Annotated in this window: 16 protein-coding genes and 1 pseudogene; 10 read left to right on the forward strand and 7 right to left on the reverse strand. The window is 47.1% G+C overall.

Translation table 11 applies throughout. The annotated features are described in order from the left end of the window. Positions 1-86 precede the first annotated feature (86 nt). The gene (locus tag QUB35_RS35260) at positions 87-2,405 is read right to left on the reverse strand and encodes an IMS domain-containing protein (RefSeq protein WP_333147128.1); all 2,319 of its coding nucleotides are present in this window, start codon (positions 2,403-2,405) and stop codon (positions 87-89) included. Positions 2,406-2,851: 446 nt separating this feature from the next. On the opposite strand from QUB35_RS35260, the gene pdhA reads away from it, so the two are divergent. Next, positions 2,852-3,889 (forward strand): pyruvate dehydrogenase (acetyl-transferring) E1 component subunit alpha, encoded by a 1,038-nt coding sequence (gene pdhA / locus QUB35_RS35265; protein WP_333147130.1) that lies wholly within the window; start codon positions 2,852-2,854, stop codon positions 3,887-3,889. A 384-nt stretch (positions 3,890-4,273) separates the two neighbouring features. Continuing rightward, positions 4,274-4,726 (forward strand): clan AA aspartic protease, encoded by a 453-nt coding sequence (locus tag QUB35_RS35270; protein WP_333147132.1) that lies wholly within the window; start codon positions 4,274-4,276, stop codon positions 4,724-4,726. A 220-nt stretch (positions 4,727-4,946) separates the two neighbouring features. Here QUB35_RS35270 and QUB35_RS39320 read toward each other — a convergent pair whose 3' ends face one another. Then, positions 4,947-5,282: an MrcB family domain-containing protein gene (locus QUB35_RS39320; protein WP_445252092.1), complete on the reverse strand. Its 336-nt coding sequence runs from the start codon at positions 5,280-5,282 to the stop codon at positions 4,947-4,949. A 329-nt stretch (positions 5,283-5,611) separates the two neighbouring features. On the opposite strand from QUB35_RS39320, the gene rpmI reads away from it, so the two are divergent. The 6 genes from rpmI (at position 5,612) to QUB35_RS35300 (ending at position 10,400) form a co-directional block, all read left to right on the forward strand. Continuing rightward, complete coding sequence (gene rpmI / locus QUB35_RS35275) at positions 5,612-5,809, forward strand: 50S ribosomal protein L35 (RefSeq protein WP_006634164.1); 198 nt, start codon at positions 5,612-5,614, stop codon at positions 5,807-5,809. A gap of 19 nt (positions 5,810-5,828) precedes the next feature. Beyond that, positions 5,829-6,185, forward strand: coding sequence for a 50S ribosomal protein L20 (rplT, locus tag QUB35_RS35280; RefSeq protein ID WP_015178606.1), 357 nt, complete (start codon positions 5,829-5,831; stop codon positions 6,183-6,185). Positions 6,186-6,457: 272 nt separating this feature from the next. Then, on the forward strand, positions 6,458-6,988 hold the full coding sequence (locus QUB35_RS35285; RefSeq protein WP_333147134.1) for a tetratricopeptide repeat protein: 531 nt from the start codon (positions 6,458-6,460) through the stop codon (positions 6,986-6,988). Positions 6,989-7,225: 237 nt separating this feature from the next. Further along, positions 7,226-7,603, forward strand: coding sequence for a response regulator (locus QUB35_RS35290; RefSeq protein WP_333147136.1), 378 nt, complete (start codon positions 7,226-7,228; stop codon positions 7,601-7,603). Beyond that, entirely contained in the window at positions 7,600-8,208 is a 609-nt protein-coding gene (locus QUB35_RS35295; protein WP_333147139.1) for a chemotaxis protein CheC, read from the forward strand. Before QUB35_RS35290 ends, QUB35_RS35295 begins: the two co-directional genes overlap by 4 nt. Beyond that, on the forward strand, positions 8,205-10,400 hold the full coding sequence (locus QUB35_RS35300) for a diguanylate cyclase domain-containing protein (RefSeq protein WP_333147143.1): 2,196 nt from the start codon (positions 8,205-8,207) through the stop codon (positions 10,398-10,400). Before QUB35_RS35295 ends, QUB35_RS35300 begins: the two co-directional genes overlap by 4 nt. Before the next feature lie 765 nt (positions 10,401-11,165). Here QUB35_RS35300 and QUB35_RS35305 read toward each other — a convergent pair. From QUB35_RS35305 to QUB35_RS35325, 5 genes and pseudogenes are all read right to left on the reverse strand, one after another. Further along, positions 11,166-11,912: an FkbM family methyltransferase gene (locus QUB35_RS35305; protein ID WP_333147146.1), complete on the reverse strand. Its 747-nt coding sequence runs from the start codon at positions 11,910-11,912 to the stop codon at positions 11,166-11,168. A 540-nt stretch (positions 11,913-12,452) separates the two neighbouring features. Further along, positions 12,453-13,720, reverse strand: a pseudogene (locus QUB35_RS35310) (RNA-guided endonuclease InsQ/TnpB family protein). Then, positions 13,711-14,310: an IS607 family transposase gene (locus tag QUB35_RS35315; protein ID WP_333147150.1), complete on the reverse strand. Its 600-nt coding sequence runs from the start codon at positions 14,308-14,310 to the stop codon at positions 13,711-13,713. Before QUB35_RS35315 ends, QUB35_RS35310 begins: the two are co-directional and overlap by 10 nt. A 51-nt stretch (positions 14,311-14,361) precedes the next feature. Further along, entirely contained in the window at positions 14,362-16,083 is a 1,722-nt protein-coding gene (locus QUB35_RS35320; RefSeq protein WP_333147152.1) for an ATP-binding protein, read from the reverse strand. 17 nt (positions 16,084-16,100) lie between these two features. After that, positions 16,101-16,493: a hypothetical protein gene (locus QUB35_RS35325; protein WP_333147154.1), complete on the reverse strand. Its 393-nt coding sequence runs from the start codon at positions 16,491-16,493 to the stop codon at positions 16,101-16,103. A gap of 28 nt (positions 16,494-16,521) precedes the next feature. Between QUB35_RS35325 and QUB35_RS35330 the strand changes: the two genes are divergently transcribed. Continuing rightward, positions 16,522-17,097 carry an IS607 family transposase gene (locus QUB35_RS35330; protein WP_333147156.1) on the forward strand — a complete coding sequence of 192 codons (576 nt, stop codon included), beginning with the start codon at positions 16,522-16,524 and terminating at the stop codon, positions 17,095-17,097. Continuing rightward, positions 17,006-17,995, forward strand: coding sequence for an RNA-guided endonuclease InsQ/TnpB family protein (locus QUB35_RS35335; RefSeq protein ID WP_445252093.1), 990 nt, complete (start codon positions 17,006-17,008; stop codon positions 17,993-17,995). Before QUB35_RS35330 ends, QUB35_RS35335 begins: the two co-directional genes overlap by 92 nt. Positions 17,996-18,068: the final 73 nt, after the last annotated feature.

The raw sequence follows: 18,068 nt of genomic DNA on the forward strand, positions 1-18,068 counted from the left end.
TCAACTGTCAACTGTCAACTGTCAACTGTCAACTGTCAACTGTCAACTGTCAACTGTCAACTGTCAACTGTCAACTGAACAATTCCTTACTTAATCACTTGCCAATCCATAATCCGCCATTGTCCCTCTTGACGGATCAAGTCGTAGCGCACCCGCAGGTTTTCATTGCGCGAAGAAACGAGTTGAGAACGATCGAACACTTCGGCTTTTTCCGAGACTTGTGCTTCTACTTGGGCGCGATCGGGATTAGTCGGATTTGTGGTAACTCCATTAACTTGCAGCTTGTGTACATAACGCTGGTGCGCGTTGTTACGCTGTTGAGCTTCTGCCATCAATTGCCAGCGAGACAAAGCCGGTTCTGTGAGAACTCGCCTTAATTCTTCGACAGCGTGATTGGGGCCCAAAGCCGCTGCTTTCGCCGATAGCCAGCCTTGAACTAAGTCTTTTGCTGCTACCTCATTGATTTCTCCCGACACTGCGCCTGCAGCGCTCGGCTCTGGGGCCGCGGCCACGGCAGGGATTTCCAGCGGCGGTTCTTCCAGGCGGACGAGGGCTTGCTCTCCTTGGAGGGGGCCCGATAGGGCTTGCATCGCGCTAGCCAAGAGACTGAGTATTAACCACAAAAGTAACAGGCTCACGACACCTGCGACTAGAAACAAAGCCAGCCTGTTTGGAGGCATGGACTTGACTTGGGCGGTAATTTCTGCTGCCTTGGTGCGCGCTCGATCGGCAAAATCGCCCTTTAGCCCTTTGCCGGTTGCTCCGCTTCGCCCTGAATGTTGGCGTCTGCGATGTTTGGAAGTCGATTCTGCTGGGTGTGGCACTGTCGCTATCGGGATAGACACGGGGGCAACAGCGCTAGGCGCGGCCACCGTTGCCTGGGATTTCGCGCCCGAAGCTGCGGTGGAAGCGTCGCCCGGTACGGGGGTCAAGGTGACTGTACTGGCTCCCTGCTTGGCTGTGGGTGGCTGTGCCGGTATGGCAGCGGGCGATCGGCCTGCTGTCGGTTGCAGTCGCCCTGGCTGCTTGCCGGCGCGGGGCTGCACGACGACCCATTCGTTGGCGGTTTCTGCGTCCTGTGGCAAAGCTTCTAGGTAAGCTTGTACTTTCGGGTCAGCAAAGTAGTCTTTCAAGGACACTGACTCGTTGGCCAAGTCGCGGAAGTGGGGAAACACTTCTTCTTGTAGCCAATGTTCGGCGTACAAGCACAATCCGGGCAACAAGTCGGGTGAATCTTGGGAATGTTCGCGAATGAAGGCCAGGGGTTCTTTTTCCGAACTCAGTTCGAGGGCTCTGCTGGCTTCTTCTGTTTGGCCCAGCAGCAGGGAACAGACGGCTTTTTCCAGGTGAACGTCTTGGCGGCGACCGAGCTGCATCAGCATCAGCTTGGCGCGACGGATCATCGATGGCTGTCTGGCGGCAAATCCTTGGGCTAACAGGGTGTAGACCGAGAGGTAAGTGGCGACTGCGGAGGGGCGGCCGGCTTCGGCTTCAAATAGCGCCTGCTGCTCGCTGCTGGTTAGGTGTTTACGCATTTGCTGCACGAACCGGAGGAAGTCTTCTATTCCTAAACCGGATCGATCGTCTCCCGAACCGTCGATACCGCCTCGTTCTTGAAGCATTTCTCGCAGGATTTCCAGTCCCTTGCGACGCTCGGCGACTTTTTCTTCGGGAAGCGATAATAGCTCTAAAATGTTGTACGGACGGAGTTTGTATATGTCGGCTTGCATTTCACCCCTCACGCTTGCAAATAGGCTTTCGCGCAGCAGCAATTCTTGACCTGCTTCTAATGATTTTGCGGCATTTTCGTACTGACCTTGCTGCCACTGTTCGCGGCCGAGTTCTAGACAGGCAAGGCTGACGGTTAAAACTATATCTGGCCTCACGAGCTGAGGGTCGCCGAAACGACCTTCTGCGATCGCGATGCTGCCATTGTTAAGATACGGGCGACCCAGCTTCTGTACGAGTTCGTATTCTCCCAGTTCTTGCAGTATGAGCAGGGCTCCTACGAATTGGTTGTCATCGATTTCAATACTTGGAGTGTGGGGGTCGGGAGCAGCCTCTAAAGCCTTGGACTCTGCCGGAGCGGTTTCTCCTGCGTCTTGCAGGAAGGTGGCCGGGCCTGCTGAGGTTTTTGACCTCTGGTGCTTGGCTTCCTGTGCGGCTTCCGACTCTCGATCGTAAGTTTTGGCTAAAAAACTGGCATCGTAAGCTTTGCGCCCCTCTGAGTCTGACAGAACGGCGCAGGCTTCATCGAGCAGTTGTTTGCGGGCGACGATCGCAACTTCGGAATACTCCCTGCGCGGAAGCTGTAAAGTTCGATCGCGGTGAGCCTGCTGCAACTGTTCGGCAGTAGCTTGAATCGGTAGACCCAAAATCCGGTAGTAATCTAGTGGAATTAACACTGTCCACTTCCCCAAAGCGCTAGCAACTGAATTAGCCTATCTTAAGTGAGATACTCCCGCAAACCAAATCAAAAATTCTGGTGTTGGCTTCCAACCACCTAATTCACGGTATGTTGGAGTTACCGTAGAGATCCTCTGATTTTTTTCCCTCTACAGCGTTTTACAGTGAGGAAAATGGAAAGCCCCACTGCCCCTGAGCTAAATGAGTTGTTTGACTCTTGAGCATTTTCGGGTTTGAGAGTAATGGAATTATATCATTGGTTGGCATGGGGTTTGGATGGGAGTTGGTTCTCCGAGTCCGGGCAATCCGCCCCGATGGCCAAACTCATTTTAACAATTGGTGAAGTGCTGCACAGCAAAGGTGCGATCGTTTTCTGCTGCGGTTGTGTCCCATCTCGGTTTAAATTTAGATGTCTAGGAAGCCGATCGTCGGGTATTAATTATTTATGGTTCAGGAACGGACTTTACCAGTTTTTGACGCGCAAAGCGTAACCATTTCTCGGGATGAGGGCTTGATGCTCTACGAGGATATGGTCTTGGGGCGCTATTTTGAGGACAAGTGTGCTGAGATGTACTACCGGGGCAAAATGTTTGGTTTTGTCCACTTGTACAACGGTCAGGAAGCTGTGTCTACTGGCGTGATTCGATCGATGCGTCGGGATGACACCGATTACGTCAGCAGCACCTACCGCGATCACGTTCACGCTTTGAGCGCGGGCGTCCCGGCGCGGGAGGTAATGGCGGAGTTGTTCGGGAAGGAAACTGGTTGCTCGAAAGGCCGCGGCGGTTCGATGCACATGTTTTCGGCCGAACACCGACTGTTGGGAGGTTATGCTTTTGTGGCTGAGGGGATTCCTGTAGCTACGGGGGCGGCTTTTCAATCGAAGTACCGGCGCGAAGCTTTGGGGGATGAAAGTTCCGATGGCGTGACTGCTTGTTTTTTTGGCGATGGTGCTGCAAATAACGGGCAGTTTTTTGAGTGTTTGAATATGGCGGCTTTGTGGAAGTTGCCGATTATTTATGTTGTGGAAAACAACAAATGGGCGATCGGGATGGCCCACGAGCGAGCTACTTCTGACCCGCTGATTTACAAGAAGGCTCATGCTTTTGGCATGGCTGGTTTTGAGGTTGATGGGATGGATGTTTTGGCGGTGCGGGAAGTGGCGAAAGAAGCTGTAGCGCGGGCGCGGGCCGGCGAGGGGCCGACTTTGATTGAGGCTTTGACTTATCGCTTTCGCGGCCATTCTTTGGCCGATCCTGATGAGTTGCGTTCTAAGGAAGAGAAGGAATATTGGTTTCCCCGCGATCCGATTAAGAAGTTGGCTGCTGAGTTGATCGATCGAACTTTGGCGACTGCTGAAGAATTGAAAGAGATCGATAATAAAATTCAAGCAGTAATTGACGATGCAGTGGATTTTGCTGAGAAAAGCGCCGAACCAGATCCTAGCGAATTGTATCGGTTTATCTATGCAGAAGATGAGTAAGCTGTTGTGCATTTAACTTGTATGTTTAGGGCGGGCAGGATGCCCAACCCCTACTCCCCACAAGAGTGATATATCCCCGTAGGGACACGGCGAAAGCCTTTGTCCCTACTGCACTTCCTAAACCAGAAATACGCTGTAATATCAAATCCGTTAGCATCGGAATAGTAAATCCGAGTTCACTGTTCACTGTTCACTGTTCACTGTTCACTGTTCACTGTTCACGGCGTCAACAGTCAACCGTCAACCGTCAACATAATTCCGGTGTAACCGGAAATGATATAAGACTTACGTACAAACTTTACTTGTAGGGTGTGCATTGCGAACCTTACTACCATCAATTGGGGCTAGAATCAAAGGTAGACTTTCTAGACGAAAAGAGGCGATATGATAAATCTCGATCGCGATCTAACTCAAGCCAGCAAAAATATGGGTGCAGTTCGAGTCAAAGTCAAGCTAACGAATGCCATTGATGAAGCCTTAGTGAGTCGAGGAGTGCTCAATCCAAATCTGTTGCGCGTGTACGAAGCAGAAGCACTGATAGATAGTGGCGCAGTCAGAACTGCGTTACCTGCGGATGTAGTAGAGCAGCTCGGTTTAAGAATTCGGAGTCAGGAAATAGCAAAATATGCTGATGGCCGACAAGAAACAGTGGGATTAACAGGGCCTGTTATCATTGAAATAGAAGGGCGCGAGACAATAGAGGCGGCAATGGTTTTAGGCGATATGGTGCTAATCGGTCAAACTGTGTTAGAAACTTTAGATTTGCTGGTAGATTGCAAAAATCAGCGTCTAGTTCCCAATCCCCAAAATCCCGAAAGACCTGTATTGAGAGTTTAATACTAAATGCCTTCTAGAAGTAGTTTCCTTGGATAGAATCAAGTTGAATATCGAGAGGTTCTGAAAATTATCTGAGCTTGTCAGAACCAAGCTTATCTTTAAAGAGTTGTGCTTGATTTCTTACCATGTCCCTCGACTTCCCCAGTCCTCACTTATTTCTTTTACAGCATATTCCATGTAGATGTATATCGCCAGAAACCGGGTTTCTTGAACTGAATGATTACCAGAGGCGAGAACTGTAAAGAAACCCGGTTTCTCTGGTGTACTTAATAAACCTGGAATACGCTATATCTGCTATTCCTTGATTGAGAGAAAGATAAACGCCTGAGAAGTCGGCGCAAAATAAATAAACACAGTAAAACCCCGACTGGACAGTCTGAGTTACAAGCTTGTTAAATATTGCTATCCAAGGAACTTTAGCCCAAGAACCATTCCCTGCAGAAGCTTTTACCCTATAGATTTCTGGTAATTCCAATGAAGCACTTATTGATTTCGGCACTACATTTCTGACATAACTAGCAAATGAATGTCCCTGGAAGTTTTCATTACTGACCAATGGATATTTCTAAAGGATTTTTTCAATGGACTCTCTAAGCGTCATAACCAATAATTAATGTTGCATCTTCAATTTAATTATCGTGCCTCACCAGCAGCTTTCAAATATTAACCCTGCCGATAACCTAGAGTATAACCCTTAATTATACCGCAACTGCGGTATAACATTTTATACCAGGTGTCAACTCCCGCAAACTACCGCAAGATTACCCGATCGCCCATCCTGTATATCGCAGCAAATGCAGCGCCACCCCCAACCCGCAAATCTCCCTTGCAGAAAGTAGCACAAACGTGATACGGTATAAGCTTGTGTCCAAATAACACCAGTTCATGCCAAAACTCAAAACTCGCAAAGCAGCCGCAAAGCGCTTTAGAGCGACCGGCAGCGGTAAAATTGTGCGCCGTAAAGCTTACAAAAGCCACTTGCTACAGCACAAAAGTTCAGCTCGCAAAAGCCGTCTATCTAAGCTGGTCGTCATCGACGAGACCAACGATGCTAACGTGCGGTTAATGCTTCCATACTTGTAAAGTTTAACGGAAATTAAAGATGACACGGGTAAAACGCGGTAATGTCGCCAGAGCGCGCCGCAAAAAAATTCTCAAATTAGCCAAGGGTTTCCGAGGCGCACAGTCGAAACAGTTCCGCACAGCTAACCAACGGGTGATGCAGGCCCTGCGTAACGGTTATCGCGATCGCAAAAAACGCAAACGTGATTTCCGCCGCCTGTGGATTGCTCGGATCAATGCCGCATCGCGCCAGCACGGCACGAGCTACAGCAGACTGATCGGCAACATGAAGAAAGCCAACATCGAAATCAACCGCAAAATGCTGGCACAAATGGCGATCGTTGACCCGGCAACATTCGGTAAAGTCGTGGAAATGGCTAATCGAGCCGGAGCCTGAAATCTAGCTTGATTTTCAGAATGCACAAAGCAGAAGTAAGAAAGATTTAACTGTCTGCCAGAGAAGGAAAACTCCTGATGAATTGAGGAGGTTGAGACCAAGTTTCCTTCTTTGTTCTTACTTCTGGATTTTTGCTTTTTCAGAAATCGCGATCGGGCCGGTCGATCGCTATTTCCTTGTTTTTTATACAGTTGCAGAGGCCAATCTCAGAGATTGCTAGGGCCTTAAAATAAATAAAACCTTCCACAGACATACCTAAATTTAAGAAAAACATGGATAGTAATTTGCTCATTGTTTACCTGACAGTCCTGCTCGCTATACTCGGCAGCAGTTCCTGGTTTGTGGTGCGCCAGATTCTCAAAACTAGGAAGCTGGAAATGTCTCTGGAACGCTTAGAAAATAAGCTGACGGTAGAAAAAGGAACAGCACAGGAATACTACGAATTAGGAAGTATATATCTAGATAAGAAGCTTTACTCCCAGGCGATCGTACTGTTTCAAAAAGCCCTGAAAGCCAAAGACTTAGAAGGCGAAGAAAATCAAGCTGTTATTTACAACGCCCTCGGTTTTGCACACTTCGGCCAAGAACAGTACGACATCGCGATCCGCCAGTACAAAGAAGCCCTGAAGTTGCAGCCAGAATACGTTACATCTCTCAATAATCTGGGTCACGCCTACGAGCGCAAGAAATTAACAGCTCAAGCCTTGGAAATGTACGAACAAGCTCTCGCCTGCGATCCAGACAATACCACGGCCAAACAGCGAGTAGAGTCCCTTCGGAAGCGTTTGGTAATCTATAATTGAGCGCCCCTGTTAGGAGCAATAGAGATCCCGCAAACCTGGTTTCATTCAGAAACCGGGTTTTTTCTTAACATAGTCCAAGATACTAAACTATCCAACACATTAATGCGTTAGTTTTTAAGAACAGGAATTCCAAGTGACGCTCGATCGCACACCGTCCCAGCACTTTAAATTACTGTCAAGATAAAAACAGTACCTGCAACGCCGGTCAGTCCTAAACAATAGAAGGAGGAGAACGTAGTGACATCAATTCTCGTTGTCGAAGATTCGTGGTTGACTCGCAGGGTAATCTGCAAAATCCTGCGAGCAGAAGGATACGAGACTTGGGAAGCATCCAGCGGCCCAGAAGCTCTAGAACTGCTCGGCACTAAAACCCCAAACTGTATGCTCTTAGATCTGCTGATGCCGGAGATGGAAGGTAGGGAAGTCCTGCAAGCCATGCGCGATCGAGGATATAAAATTCCAGTGATCGTAATTACCGCAGACATCCAAGCAACCACCCGCTCCGAGTGCATGGAACTCGGAGCCCTGGCAGTCATTCACAAAATGCCCAACTCAGACGAACTAATCGGGTGGATCAAAAAAGCTCTTAGTGTCAGCGAGGAGAGCACACAATGAAATTAAGCACTCGACAGCTCGATGCTTTGCAGGAACTCGTCAACATCGGGATCGGTCAAGCCGCAGGGGTTTTGAACGACATGATCGACTCCCCGATTCGCTTGCAAATCCCCTACCTTCAAATCCTGACTCCCATCGACGTGGAACAAGAGTTAGAGCAACACCTCAACGGCGAGCAAATCGCCGCTGTCCAGCTCAAATTCACAGGCTCCTTTGGAGGCATTGCCCAGCTAGTCTTTCCCACAAACAGCGCTGCCCTGCTGGTGACAATGCTTACAGGGGAAGAAGCTGGAACTCAGGATCTCGATTCAGTCAAAATTGGTACGCTAAGTGAAGTGGGAAATATTGTAATTAATGGGGTCATGGGTGCAATCAGCAACGTACTTCAGCAGCGCCTGAACTATTCAATTCCCACTTATAGCGAAGGGACGATTGCTAGTTTGCTGATATCTGGCGGTTTAGCTACTGATACAGTTGTTTTATTAGCCCAGACCAGTTTCATGATTGAAAGGCTTCACATTGAAGGAGATATCATTCTTATTTTCAATGTTAATTCCTTTGACACCTTGTTGACTGCTATCAATCAACTTGCCGGGGGTCTATGATTGAGGAGAGCAAAAGTATTAAGGAAAAGTTTGGGGTTCTCGACAGCGTACCAGTCGGCGCCTGCTTGCTGCAAGATGATTTTGTGGTGCTGTTTTGGAACACTTGTCTGGAAGAGTGGACTAAAATTCCCCGCAGCCAAATATTGGGAACAAAGATCACAACCCATTTTCCTCACCTGAGTCAGTTAAAGTACGCCACTCGCTTCAAGCAAATCTTTGCAGGAGGCCCGCCAACAATTTTTTCTTCTCAAATTCACAAACACCTGATTCCGGCAACTTGGCAAGACGGCCAGCAGCGAATTCAGCAAACTACTGTGACTGCTGTGCCGGCACTGGAGGCTGGCATAGAAGAACAGGAGATTAGAGACTGGGTTCTCCATACTCTTGAGTTGGAATCAGAGGGTAGTGTCGGAGTCGGCTCATCAAGAAGTGCTTTTGTGTCTAGGGAATCTCCACCCTCAGCTTCGTCATCAATATGGCCGGGGGTCAATGCCCCATCGTTCTACGCGCTGCTGGTGATTCAAGACGTGACCGACCTCACCCATCGCATCCAAGCTTACCGCACAATGCGGGATCAAGCTGTGGAAGAAGTGCAAGTGCGTCAGCGGGTGGAGGAAGAATTGCGATCGAGCCAGCATTTCATCCAGCAAATTGCTGACGCGGCGCCTTATTTGCTCTACATCTACGATTTGACCCAACGGCGCAACGTCTACGTCAACGGTCAAGCTTCTAAATTGCTGGGCTACACTCCCCAAGAAATTTTACAGATGCAAACTGCTTTGTACTCGAGTTTGGTGTACCCAGAAGATTTGCCGAGGCTCAAAGCCCACCAGAAAAAATTTCCCTCGACTCAAGACGGGCATATTTTGGAGTTGGAGTATCGGCTCAAACATCGATCGGGCGAATGGCGCTGGTTTCGCTGCCGCGACCAAGTTTTCGCCCGCACAGCCGACGGCTGCCCCAAACAAATTTTCGGCACCGCTCAAGATATCACCGAGTACAAACGGGCACAAGAGGCGCTGCGGCAGCAGAACGAACGAGAACTGCTGATGGCGACGATTACTCAGCATATCCGCCAGTCTCTGGATTTGGGTGAAGTGCTCAGCACGACAGTGACAGAAGTGCGTCAGTTCCTTCAGGCTGATCGAGTGATGATCGTCCGCTTCAACCCCTGTACGGGCAGTGTCTGCGCCACCCCGGCGACGGGGGCGGTAACAGTGGAATCCGTAGCTGCCAACTGCAAGCCGATGTTGGGAGAAACCCTGGAAAAATTCTGTTTTGACCAGTTCTATCTCGAAGCGTACCAACATCGGGCGATCCGACCGATCGCCGATGTTTTGGCCGCGGATTTGCCGCAATATCAAATTGACTTGCTCGCACAATTCGCGGTGAGAGCTTATTTGGTTGTGCCTTTAGTGCAAGGAGATGAGTTGTGGGGGCTGCTGATGGCCCACCAGTGCAGTCCCCGGCAGTGGATGCAGTTGGAAGTAGAGTTGCTGTCTTCTCTGGCCACCCAGTTGGCGATCGCCATCAAGCAAGCAGAACTCTACCAGCAGTTGCAAGCGGCCAACCTCAAGTTAGAGCGCTTGGCTACTTCGGACGCACTCACGCAGCTAGCAAACCGCCGACGGTTCGATCAGTATTTAGAAATGGAGTGGCGCAGACAAGCGCGGGAACAAACGCCCATGTCGCTAATTCTGTGCGATATTGATTCTTTTAAAAGTTACAACGATACTTACGGGCATCAAGGCGGAGACGAATGTTTGCGACAAGTCGCCGGGGCGATCGCCAATGCAGTCAATCGCCCCGCCGATTTAGTAGCTCGCTACGGAGGCGAAGAATTTGCCGTTATTTTGCCAAATACCTCGATTCAAGGCGCAGTGATCGTAGCCGAACACATACAGCTCACAATCGCAGCTTTGCAGGTTCCGCACGCTGGTTCTCAGGTGAGCGAGTACGTCACTCTCAGCCTGGGCGTAGCGAGTATTGTTCCTGCATCTGAATCGGGAGCCGAAATTCTGATTGCCGCAGCCGACCAAGCGCTTTATCAAGCTAAACGGCTTGGGCGCGATCGTATCCAACTTTACCAGCCCGATCCTGCTGCTGGCAAGGCGAATGGGACAGGCACTTCGATACTTCCTGTAGATTTTTCTCTCCCAAACACTAATTTACCATCTCCCACCAGCGCTTGACGAATTGCCATATTTGTTGATTCCGAGTAGTTATACCACTCCGCAAAAAAAATGCCACTGTAAGCCCGCGATCCAAACCCTGATCTCCCTCTTCTGTCACTCTGCGGATTAAAGAAGTAAGAAATAAGCCAGCTCATCCAGATAAATAAAAGGGTTGGAATTGATTTATTGGATCAATTAAATCGTTGAACGCAATAAATAAATTAGGATTTGGGAATATTTGTAATGAAGGATAAATCAACCCAAATATAAGGATGGGTTGGATAAGCTGTTGTGCATTTAAACTGTGATACAACACTCCCCCTTTTTTGTGATTTTTCGTCCCCATTTAATCATTAACTCTCCTTCATTTAAGAGGCGATTTAATAAATACTCTAGGTCTTCAATGGATGTAAAAAGTCCATTAACAATATATTTTTTATCGAAGACCACACCAATTAAATTAAGTTCTAGTGGGGACTCGATTCGGGAAGTAATTATCAATTAATCTCAAATCCGTTAGCATCGGAATAGTAAATTCGAGTTCACTGTTGACGGTTGACAGTGAACAGTCAACCGTCAACCGTCAACCGTCAACATTATTCCGGTGTAACCGGAAATGATATAAGATTAGGTATTTCTGTTTCATTTTTTTGAGGTACTCTTCTTTTTTATAAAAACTGGCCTGTCACCACAACTCCAGAATAATTAACCTTCTTTCTGGCATCGGTTACATCATAATAAAGCGAATCTGTTGCCGAACTTCTTTCTTCAACATCTGCTATATCATTGAGGGTTGCAGGATCGGGATGCTAAAATCAAGCCGTACCATTTATCTATTGGTATTTGCTTTCCGATCCTAAATCCTAAGTTTTCAATAATTTGTCGGGTTTCCGCGTGAGTGTGACCAGACCACAAGTGATATTCTAAAGAAAGGTTTTGCACAAGTTGCCAAGTATCTCGATCTTCAAATAACAGCCATTCTGCACCTTCGCAGTCTACTTTGGCTAAATCGACGCTACCACCGATTCGCTCGATCGCCCTGCGAAATGATATCATTGGTATTTCGCCACTTTCGCTAACTGTCGATCGGGTTTTTCCCGAAACTTCGCGAATGTCGAGGACTACTTTACCATCTCGGCCTCCTACTGCTTCCATAAAATATGTAAAATTTGCGATTTGAGATTGATGTTTAAGGTAATTTTCTAGGTAGGGATTAGGTTCGTAGGCGTGAATTACGGCCTGGGGAAACCTGTTCCTCGCAGCAATCGGAAATAAGCCGACATTGGCTCCAATATCAATAATTGTCATCAGCGATTCAGATAATTGCTCGACTCCGTAGCAGTCGTCTAAAAGCACTTCTATAAATTCTCCGTCCATGCCTTTCTCTGAAGGCACGTTTACTTGATGCTGTTTTCCTTGCACAATCACTTGTTCGGGCAATTGAAAGTTAGCAACTCTGTTAAATTTAATCCCTAACTTTTTGGCTCGAATTTGGCGCTGCACCAGTTGCTGAATTTTATGGACAAGCATAGGGAGAGATTGAGATGTGTTTTAATGTGAAAATAACGTGAGATGATGGAAAAGCCTCTAGGTAAGGTAATACTTCACATTTTGCACCGCTTGTAAATCGAGTTGATGTCTGCGAATTCAACCTGAATGCGAGAGTTTTAGTCAACCAATGCGGCTGATTACGAGTTTGTTGAGAAGGCGCTAGATATCATTACATAGAGTTATTTTTTTGTTTATAAGAAGAGTAAATTGAGAGTGCATCTGCTTTAATAATATATGTCAAAATACGCTTCAAAACACGGAATTGAAAAATGTTAGAGTTCGATGGACTGCTCCCAACGATTGAAGAGTGCTTCCTATCTTTTACACAGTAGACTTTTTGCCTGAATCAAGTAAGTTAACTAGACGTTTGTGCTGGAGACGACACTCACAAGCTTGATTTGCCACAAGCGCTAGCCTTCACCCCCAAGCTGACAACAAGCCCATTATTCTCCAACGCAACATTTGTTCTTGAACACCTAGGTTTTAGCACCTGCTTATAGCTGGTAAAAGTATAGTCATTTATAGACAGACATGGGAGGCTTGCTGTCCCTCCCCTTTCGCTTTTACTTCAAGCGGATTGACCCTTCTTAAGCTGAACTACGCAGCTCCCTATCAAGAAAGCTGAACGCATTTGGGATTGCTTTTCTGAGAATGTTGTACGAGCCATTCACGTCAGAATTAATCAACTGACCAGTCGATGTTTTGTACAAACGCTTAATCCGTTTTCCAGTAAAAACAGGCTCTTTTTCTGTTTTTCCGTAAACAGGAATTGGATCTAAACCCAGGAAATTTGCTTTCGATGTGTAGGATTCTTCATTCACGATTACCTTAATTCCCACCAAAAAAGCTTTGTACTCCAACATTTCAATTAATCGAGCATGAGGAATACTAACAAAGTTTTGGTTAGTCTGCTTTCCAATGTTTATATCGGTTTTCCACTGTGCATTTTTGCCAATTACTAGCGTCCCAATTTGTTGCTTTACCAAAATATCAACAATCATTCGACTCGCATGATGCAAGTAATTGTCTACTTTTTGATTACGGCAACGAGTTAGTCGCTGAATCCGAGGTGAAGTTTTGCGGTTCCCTTTCAATTGGGATTGCAATCGTGAAGAGCGCTTGTTGTAAAACTGGTTGATCGATTTCAATGGTCGCCCGTTAATCAACATTGGGATAAAACCCGGTCGATTTGAAGTTAACGCCACTAAATTATTCAATCCCAAATCAATACCGGCTGCAAAGCTATTGTCCTTAGCGGTGGACTCCGGCTCATTATAAATTACCTCAATTACATAGGAATCGCATTTCGGAATTAATCTAACTTGACAAATTCGGTCAGGGTTAATTTTAGTCTTAATTGAGAGTTCAGTACCAGAAAGTTTGAGAATTCCGCTTCTTAATTGTTTGCTACTAATCGCCTGAATCGTGTAGACGAGAAGGTTGCGCCCCTTAATCTTATCTTTGTACTTTGGTAACTTTGGACGACCAGTGAATTTAGAAGAGTCGGCTTTGTAAGCTTTAGAAGCCTCAAAGAACGATTTCCAATTCTTGTCGAGCACCATCAAGATTTGTTGACTCACTTTGGCAGGTAAAGCCTTGTATGCCTCGTGAAACTTCATCAATCGATTCATCTCGTTGTAACCGACATAGCCCCATCCATAAATAAAGTTCTGACGAATGACGTAGTTAGCGGCATTGTACAGATTCTTGGATTTGAAAGCTAATTGGTCAATTTCCGCGAAACGGGATTCTGTTGATTTAATGATATGCCTTTCTGCTAATTGCATTCAGCATCTCCATCTTTCAATTCGGCAATTATCTTTTCTGTTTTTATGTTGGCGCGTCGCTGTCCGTAAAGTCGAGCAGCAAAGCTAGTAACTATAGCCACTAAGTCTTGCATCAATTCATCTTTTCCATTCTCGGCTAGGTTGACTATTTCTAACTTAACTCCCAATCGTAGTAATAGAACATCTAGATAGTTTGTGCCAAATCGAGCTAAACGGTCTTTGTGTTCAACTAATAAAATGTCGTAGTCATCTTGTTGTAGTAGTGCCTCTAACTGTTTTCGATGGTCGTTTAATCCACTGCCAATTTCTTTGACATTTTTAACAATTTGATAACCGTTAGCAATGGCATATTCAGTTAATCTCTCCGATTGGCGGTTGAGGTTATCTTTATTTTCTGAAGATGAGACTCGACTGTAAATAGCGACTCGGTTCTTCTTGACTTGGCTTGATGGCGATTGTGGCAAGTAGTCAACTATAATCAGACCGCTTTCCGTCTGCCGTGCCGGATGTGGCAGTTTGTTTGCCTTCCACCAGCGCCACGCTGTGGTGTAACTTATGCCTATTGCCTTGGCGTAGTCAGGTAGTTTCATTTCGACCTCCTGACTACATAATACCACCATCGCTCATTACTGCTTATAAAGTTAATGAAGTTTTACAATACGTCCGGTGAGGCTGGCAACCACCGCCACTAACTCAGCAGCATCTACGGGTTTGGTCAAATGTATCTGAAAACCTGCTAATAGTGCCTGCTGACGATCGTCATTTCGGGCATAAGCCGTCAGCGCGATCGCGGGTAGCCTACCGCCCCGCTGCGCTTCAAGTTGACGCAACTTGCGGATCAGGGAGTAGCCATCCTCATCCGGCATCCCAATATCGCTCACTAAAACATCGGGGCTGCGATCGCTTGCGGTTTGGATAATGGTCAAGGCCTCCTTTACCGAAGCCACAGCCATGACATCAGCACCATACTTTGCGAGAATCGTACTCAGCAACTCTAGCGCGTCAGCCTCGTCCTCTACCACTAGGATTTGTAAGCCTTCAAGGGTCGATGAGCCCTGAAACCTCCCATTCGCCTTGACGATCGAGTTTAAGGGCTCTGGAGCGCTGGGTGGTAGATGGATAATCGTCACGGGCAGTTTGACTGTAAAAGTCGTCCCCTGTCCTATCCCTGGACTCACTACCGTTACAGTCCCGCCATGTAATTCAACTAATTGACGCACAATGGCTAACCCTAAACCCAACCCCCCATAACTGCGAGTGGTCGTGCTGTCGTGCTGGCTGAAGCGATCGAAGACAAACGGTAGAAAATCCGAGCTGATGCCTGCCCCAGTGTCGCTGACAGTAATTTCAACATGGGAATTAACCCGCTGCAAACGAATCTCGACTCGCCCGTCTTTAGGCGTAAATTTGAGGGCGTTAGAAAGTAGATTCCACACAACTTGCTGCAACCTATCGGCATCACCCAAGAGCGGGCCAACCTCAGAATCGATCCGGCTTTGCAGGCGAATTGACTTTGCCTCAGCCGCCAAGTGTACAGACTCAATCGCCGATTCAATCACCGGCACGAGGTTGACAGGACGGACTTGGAGGCGCAGTTTACCCGTGATGATGCGAGAAACATCGAGGATGTCTTCGATGAGCTGGGCTTGAGACTTCGCGTTTCGCTCGATCGTCTCCAAAGCCCGCGCCACCTTATCCTCACTCAGGCTTTTCTGCCTTAACATCGTTGACCACCCTAAGATCGCGTTGAGAGGAGTTCTGAGTTCATGAGAAAGAATCGAGAGAAACTCATCCTTGGCACGGTTGGCGGCCTCAGCGTCTGCCCGAATTATTTGTTCACGCATCAATAATTCGTCTTTGGTGCGATTAGAGGCTTCCAGTTGGGCAGTGCGTTCATGCACCCGTTGCTCTAGCTCCACATTAATCGCCTGGATACGGCGGCGACTCTCTTCTAGTTCCTGGTTTGTAAGGGCGAGTTGGGCTGGACTTGGCGCATCGAGCGCCACTGGAATTAAGGGAATCAGTAAAAAGGTGAATGTATAGAAAGACCAAACACCAGTGAGAGCTTTGATCACTCCTGAAACCCAATAAATGGGGTGCCAAAGTGTCACTATTCCCATCAGGTGCGTGGTGCCACATAAGGCAAAGATAAAAAAGAAACCAACCAGCAGCATCACCGTGTGGGCAGGCAGATCCTTACGCTCAGTCGTAAAGTAAACAATGGCAACCGCCACCGAATAATAAGCGAGGGTAGTCAAGGCATCTGACGTTAAGTGCAGCCAGACTAACCCCGGTTTCCAGAGGTAACAATGCCCGTGAGGAATGAAATTACTAGAAAAGAAGGTGCTCAAGAGGTTAGGCATATTAGTTTACGGCGCTGTCAAGTTAATTTAGGGGGTGTCATCAATTCAACCAGATGACCGCAGCAGCCAGAAGAATCGCACGCCGGAAAGTTCACCGCCCTAGGGTGATAGCGCGTCGCGATTCCCTGATACTGCTTCAGCTTGGGGAAAAAGTTCTCAATCAAATGACGGGCGTTGTAAAATTCAGCATCGTAAGTTTGCAGGGTCTTGCAATTGCGGCGAGGTGAAATGACGGTGGTCTTCCCCTCGGCATTGAGGCGGTCAATCACACGCTGATCTGGATCATAGCCCTTGTTAGCCAGCAGTGTATCCGCCACCAGTAACGGCTGCAGTTGGTCGCCTCCTGCTCGCGTCACCAGTTTGTCGGGGGGTTGACTAACAGTGTATAGTTTTCCAACAAATGCCCACATTTGCTAACAAACGCTGTAAGATGAGCAAATGGCATACATACCACTCAGAAAAGCAGTCCAATTCCTGGGTTTGCACGCCAACACCTTAAGGAAATATGCAGATGAAGGCAAGATCAAAAGCATCAAAAACGAAGCAGGACAAAGACTCTACGATGTTGAGTCTTACCAGCGCGGTGCAATTGGAACTGCCATTGTTTGTTACTGCCGAGTCAGTTCAACCAAGCAGCGAGACGACCTTGCTCGACAAGTTGAATTCATGCAGCAACAGTACCCAGACGCCGAAATCATCCAAGACATCGGCTCAGGAATCAATTTCAAAAGGAAAGGACTGCAAGCCCTACTGGTCAGATTTATGCGCGGCGAACAGCTCACGATTGTTGTTGCCTGTCGCGACAGATTGTGTCGATTTGGATTTGAATTGTTCGAGTTCATGGCACAGCAAAACGGTGGACAAATCGTGGTTCTTGACCGAACAGTTCACTGCCCAGAAACCGAACTCACCGCCGATCTTCTTGCCATCCTTCACGTCTTCAGTTGCCGAATGCACGGACTCAGAAGCTACAGCAAGAAAATCAAGGAAGATCCGTCTATTCCTAAATCCTGAACAAAAAGCACTGATAAAGCAGTGGTTTGGTGTAAGTCGTTTTGTCTACAACACGACTATCAAATACCTGCAAGAACCAGACAAAAAAGCTAGCTGGATGACAATCAAAACCGGAATACTCAACAGCTTACCAGAATGGGCAAAGCCTGTACCTTTCCAAATTAAATCGATTGCCATCAAAGATGCTTGCTCGGCAGTCAAGGCGGCTAAACAGGGTTTCAAAAAAGACGGTCAAATCCGTAAATGTAAATTTCGGAGCAGGAAAGACACCAAGCAATCTATCTATGTGCCGAAGTCGGCTATAAAAGATTGTGGTGTCTACCATTCGATTCTAGGCAAGTGTTTGTTAAAAGAAACTCTGCCTGAAACTTTCAGTGACGGCAGGTTAACGCTGGCTTATGGCGAGTATTACCTGATCGTTTCTGAAGAAGTGCAACAAGCCAAGACCGAAAACCAAGGTCGGCTTGTTGCCTTAGATCCCGGTGTCCGCACTTTCATGACATTTTTCTCTGAAAATTCTTACGGCTGGTTAGGAAAAGATTCTAATTTACACATCCAAAAACTATGTTTCCGGCTGGACAGATTAGTATCAAAAATTTCTAAAGCTCCCAGTCGCCAGAAAAGAAGATTCAAGAAAGTAGCCAGCAGGCTTCGTTGCAAAATCAAGAATTTGGTCAAAGAGCTGCATCATAAAACGGCTAAGTTTTTAGTCGATAATTTTGATGTAATTCTGCTGCCAACTTTTGAAAGTTCTCAAATGGTGTCTAAGTCACGTCGCAAGTTGAGGAACAAAACAGTGCGACAAATGTTGACTCTGAGCCATTACGAGTTCAAGACTTTCCTGAAGTGGAAAGCTTGGGAAAACTCCAAGCTTGTGATTGACGGCAACGAAGCTTAAGCTGTTGCACATTTAAACTGTGATACAATCATTACCCTTATTTTTGATTTTGCGACCCCATTTAATTATTAAT

Source organism: Microcoleus sp. B13-B6, from assembly GCF_036705405.1.
In the GTDB taxonomy this organism is placed as follows: domain Bacteria; phylum Cyanobacteriota; class Cyanobacteriia; order Cyanobacteriales; family Microcoleaceae; genus Microcoleus.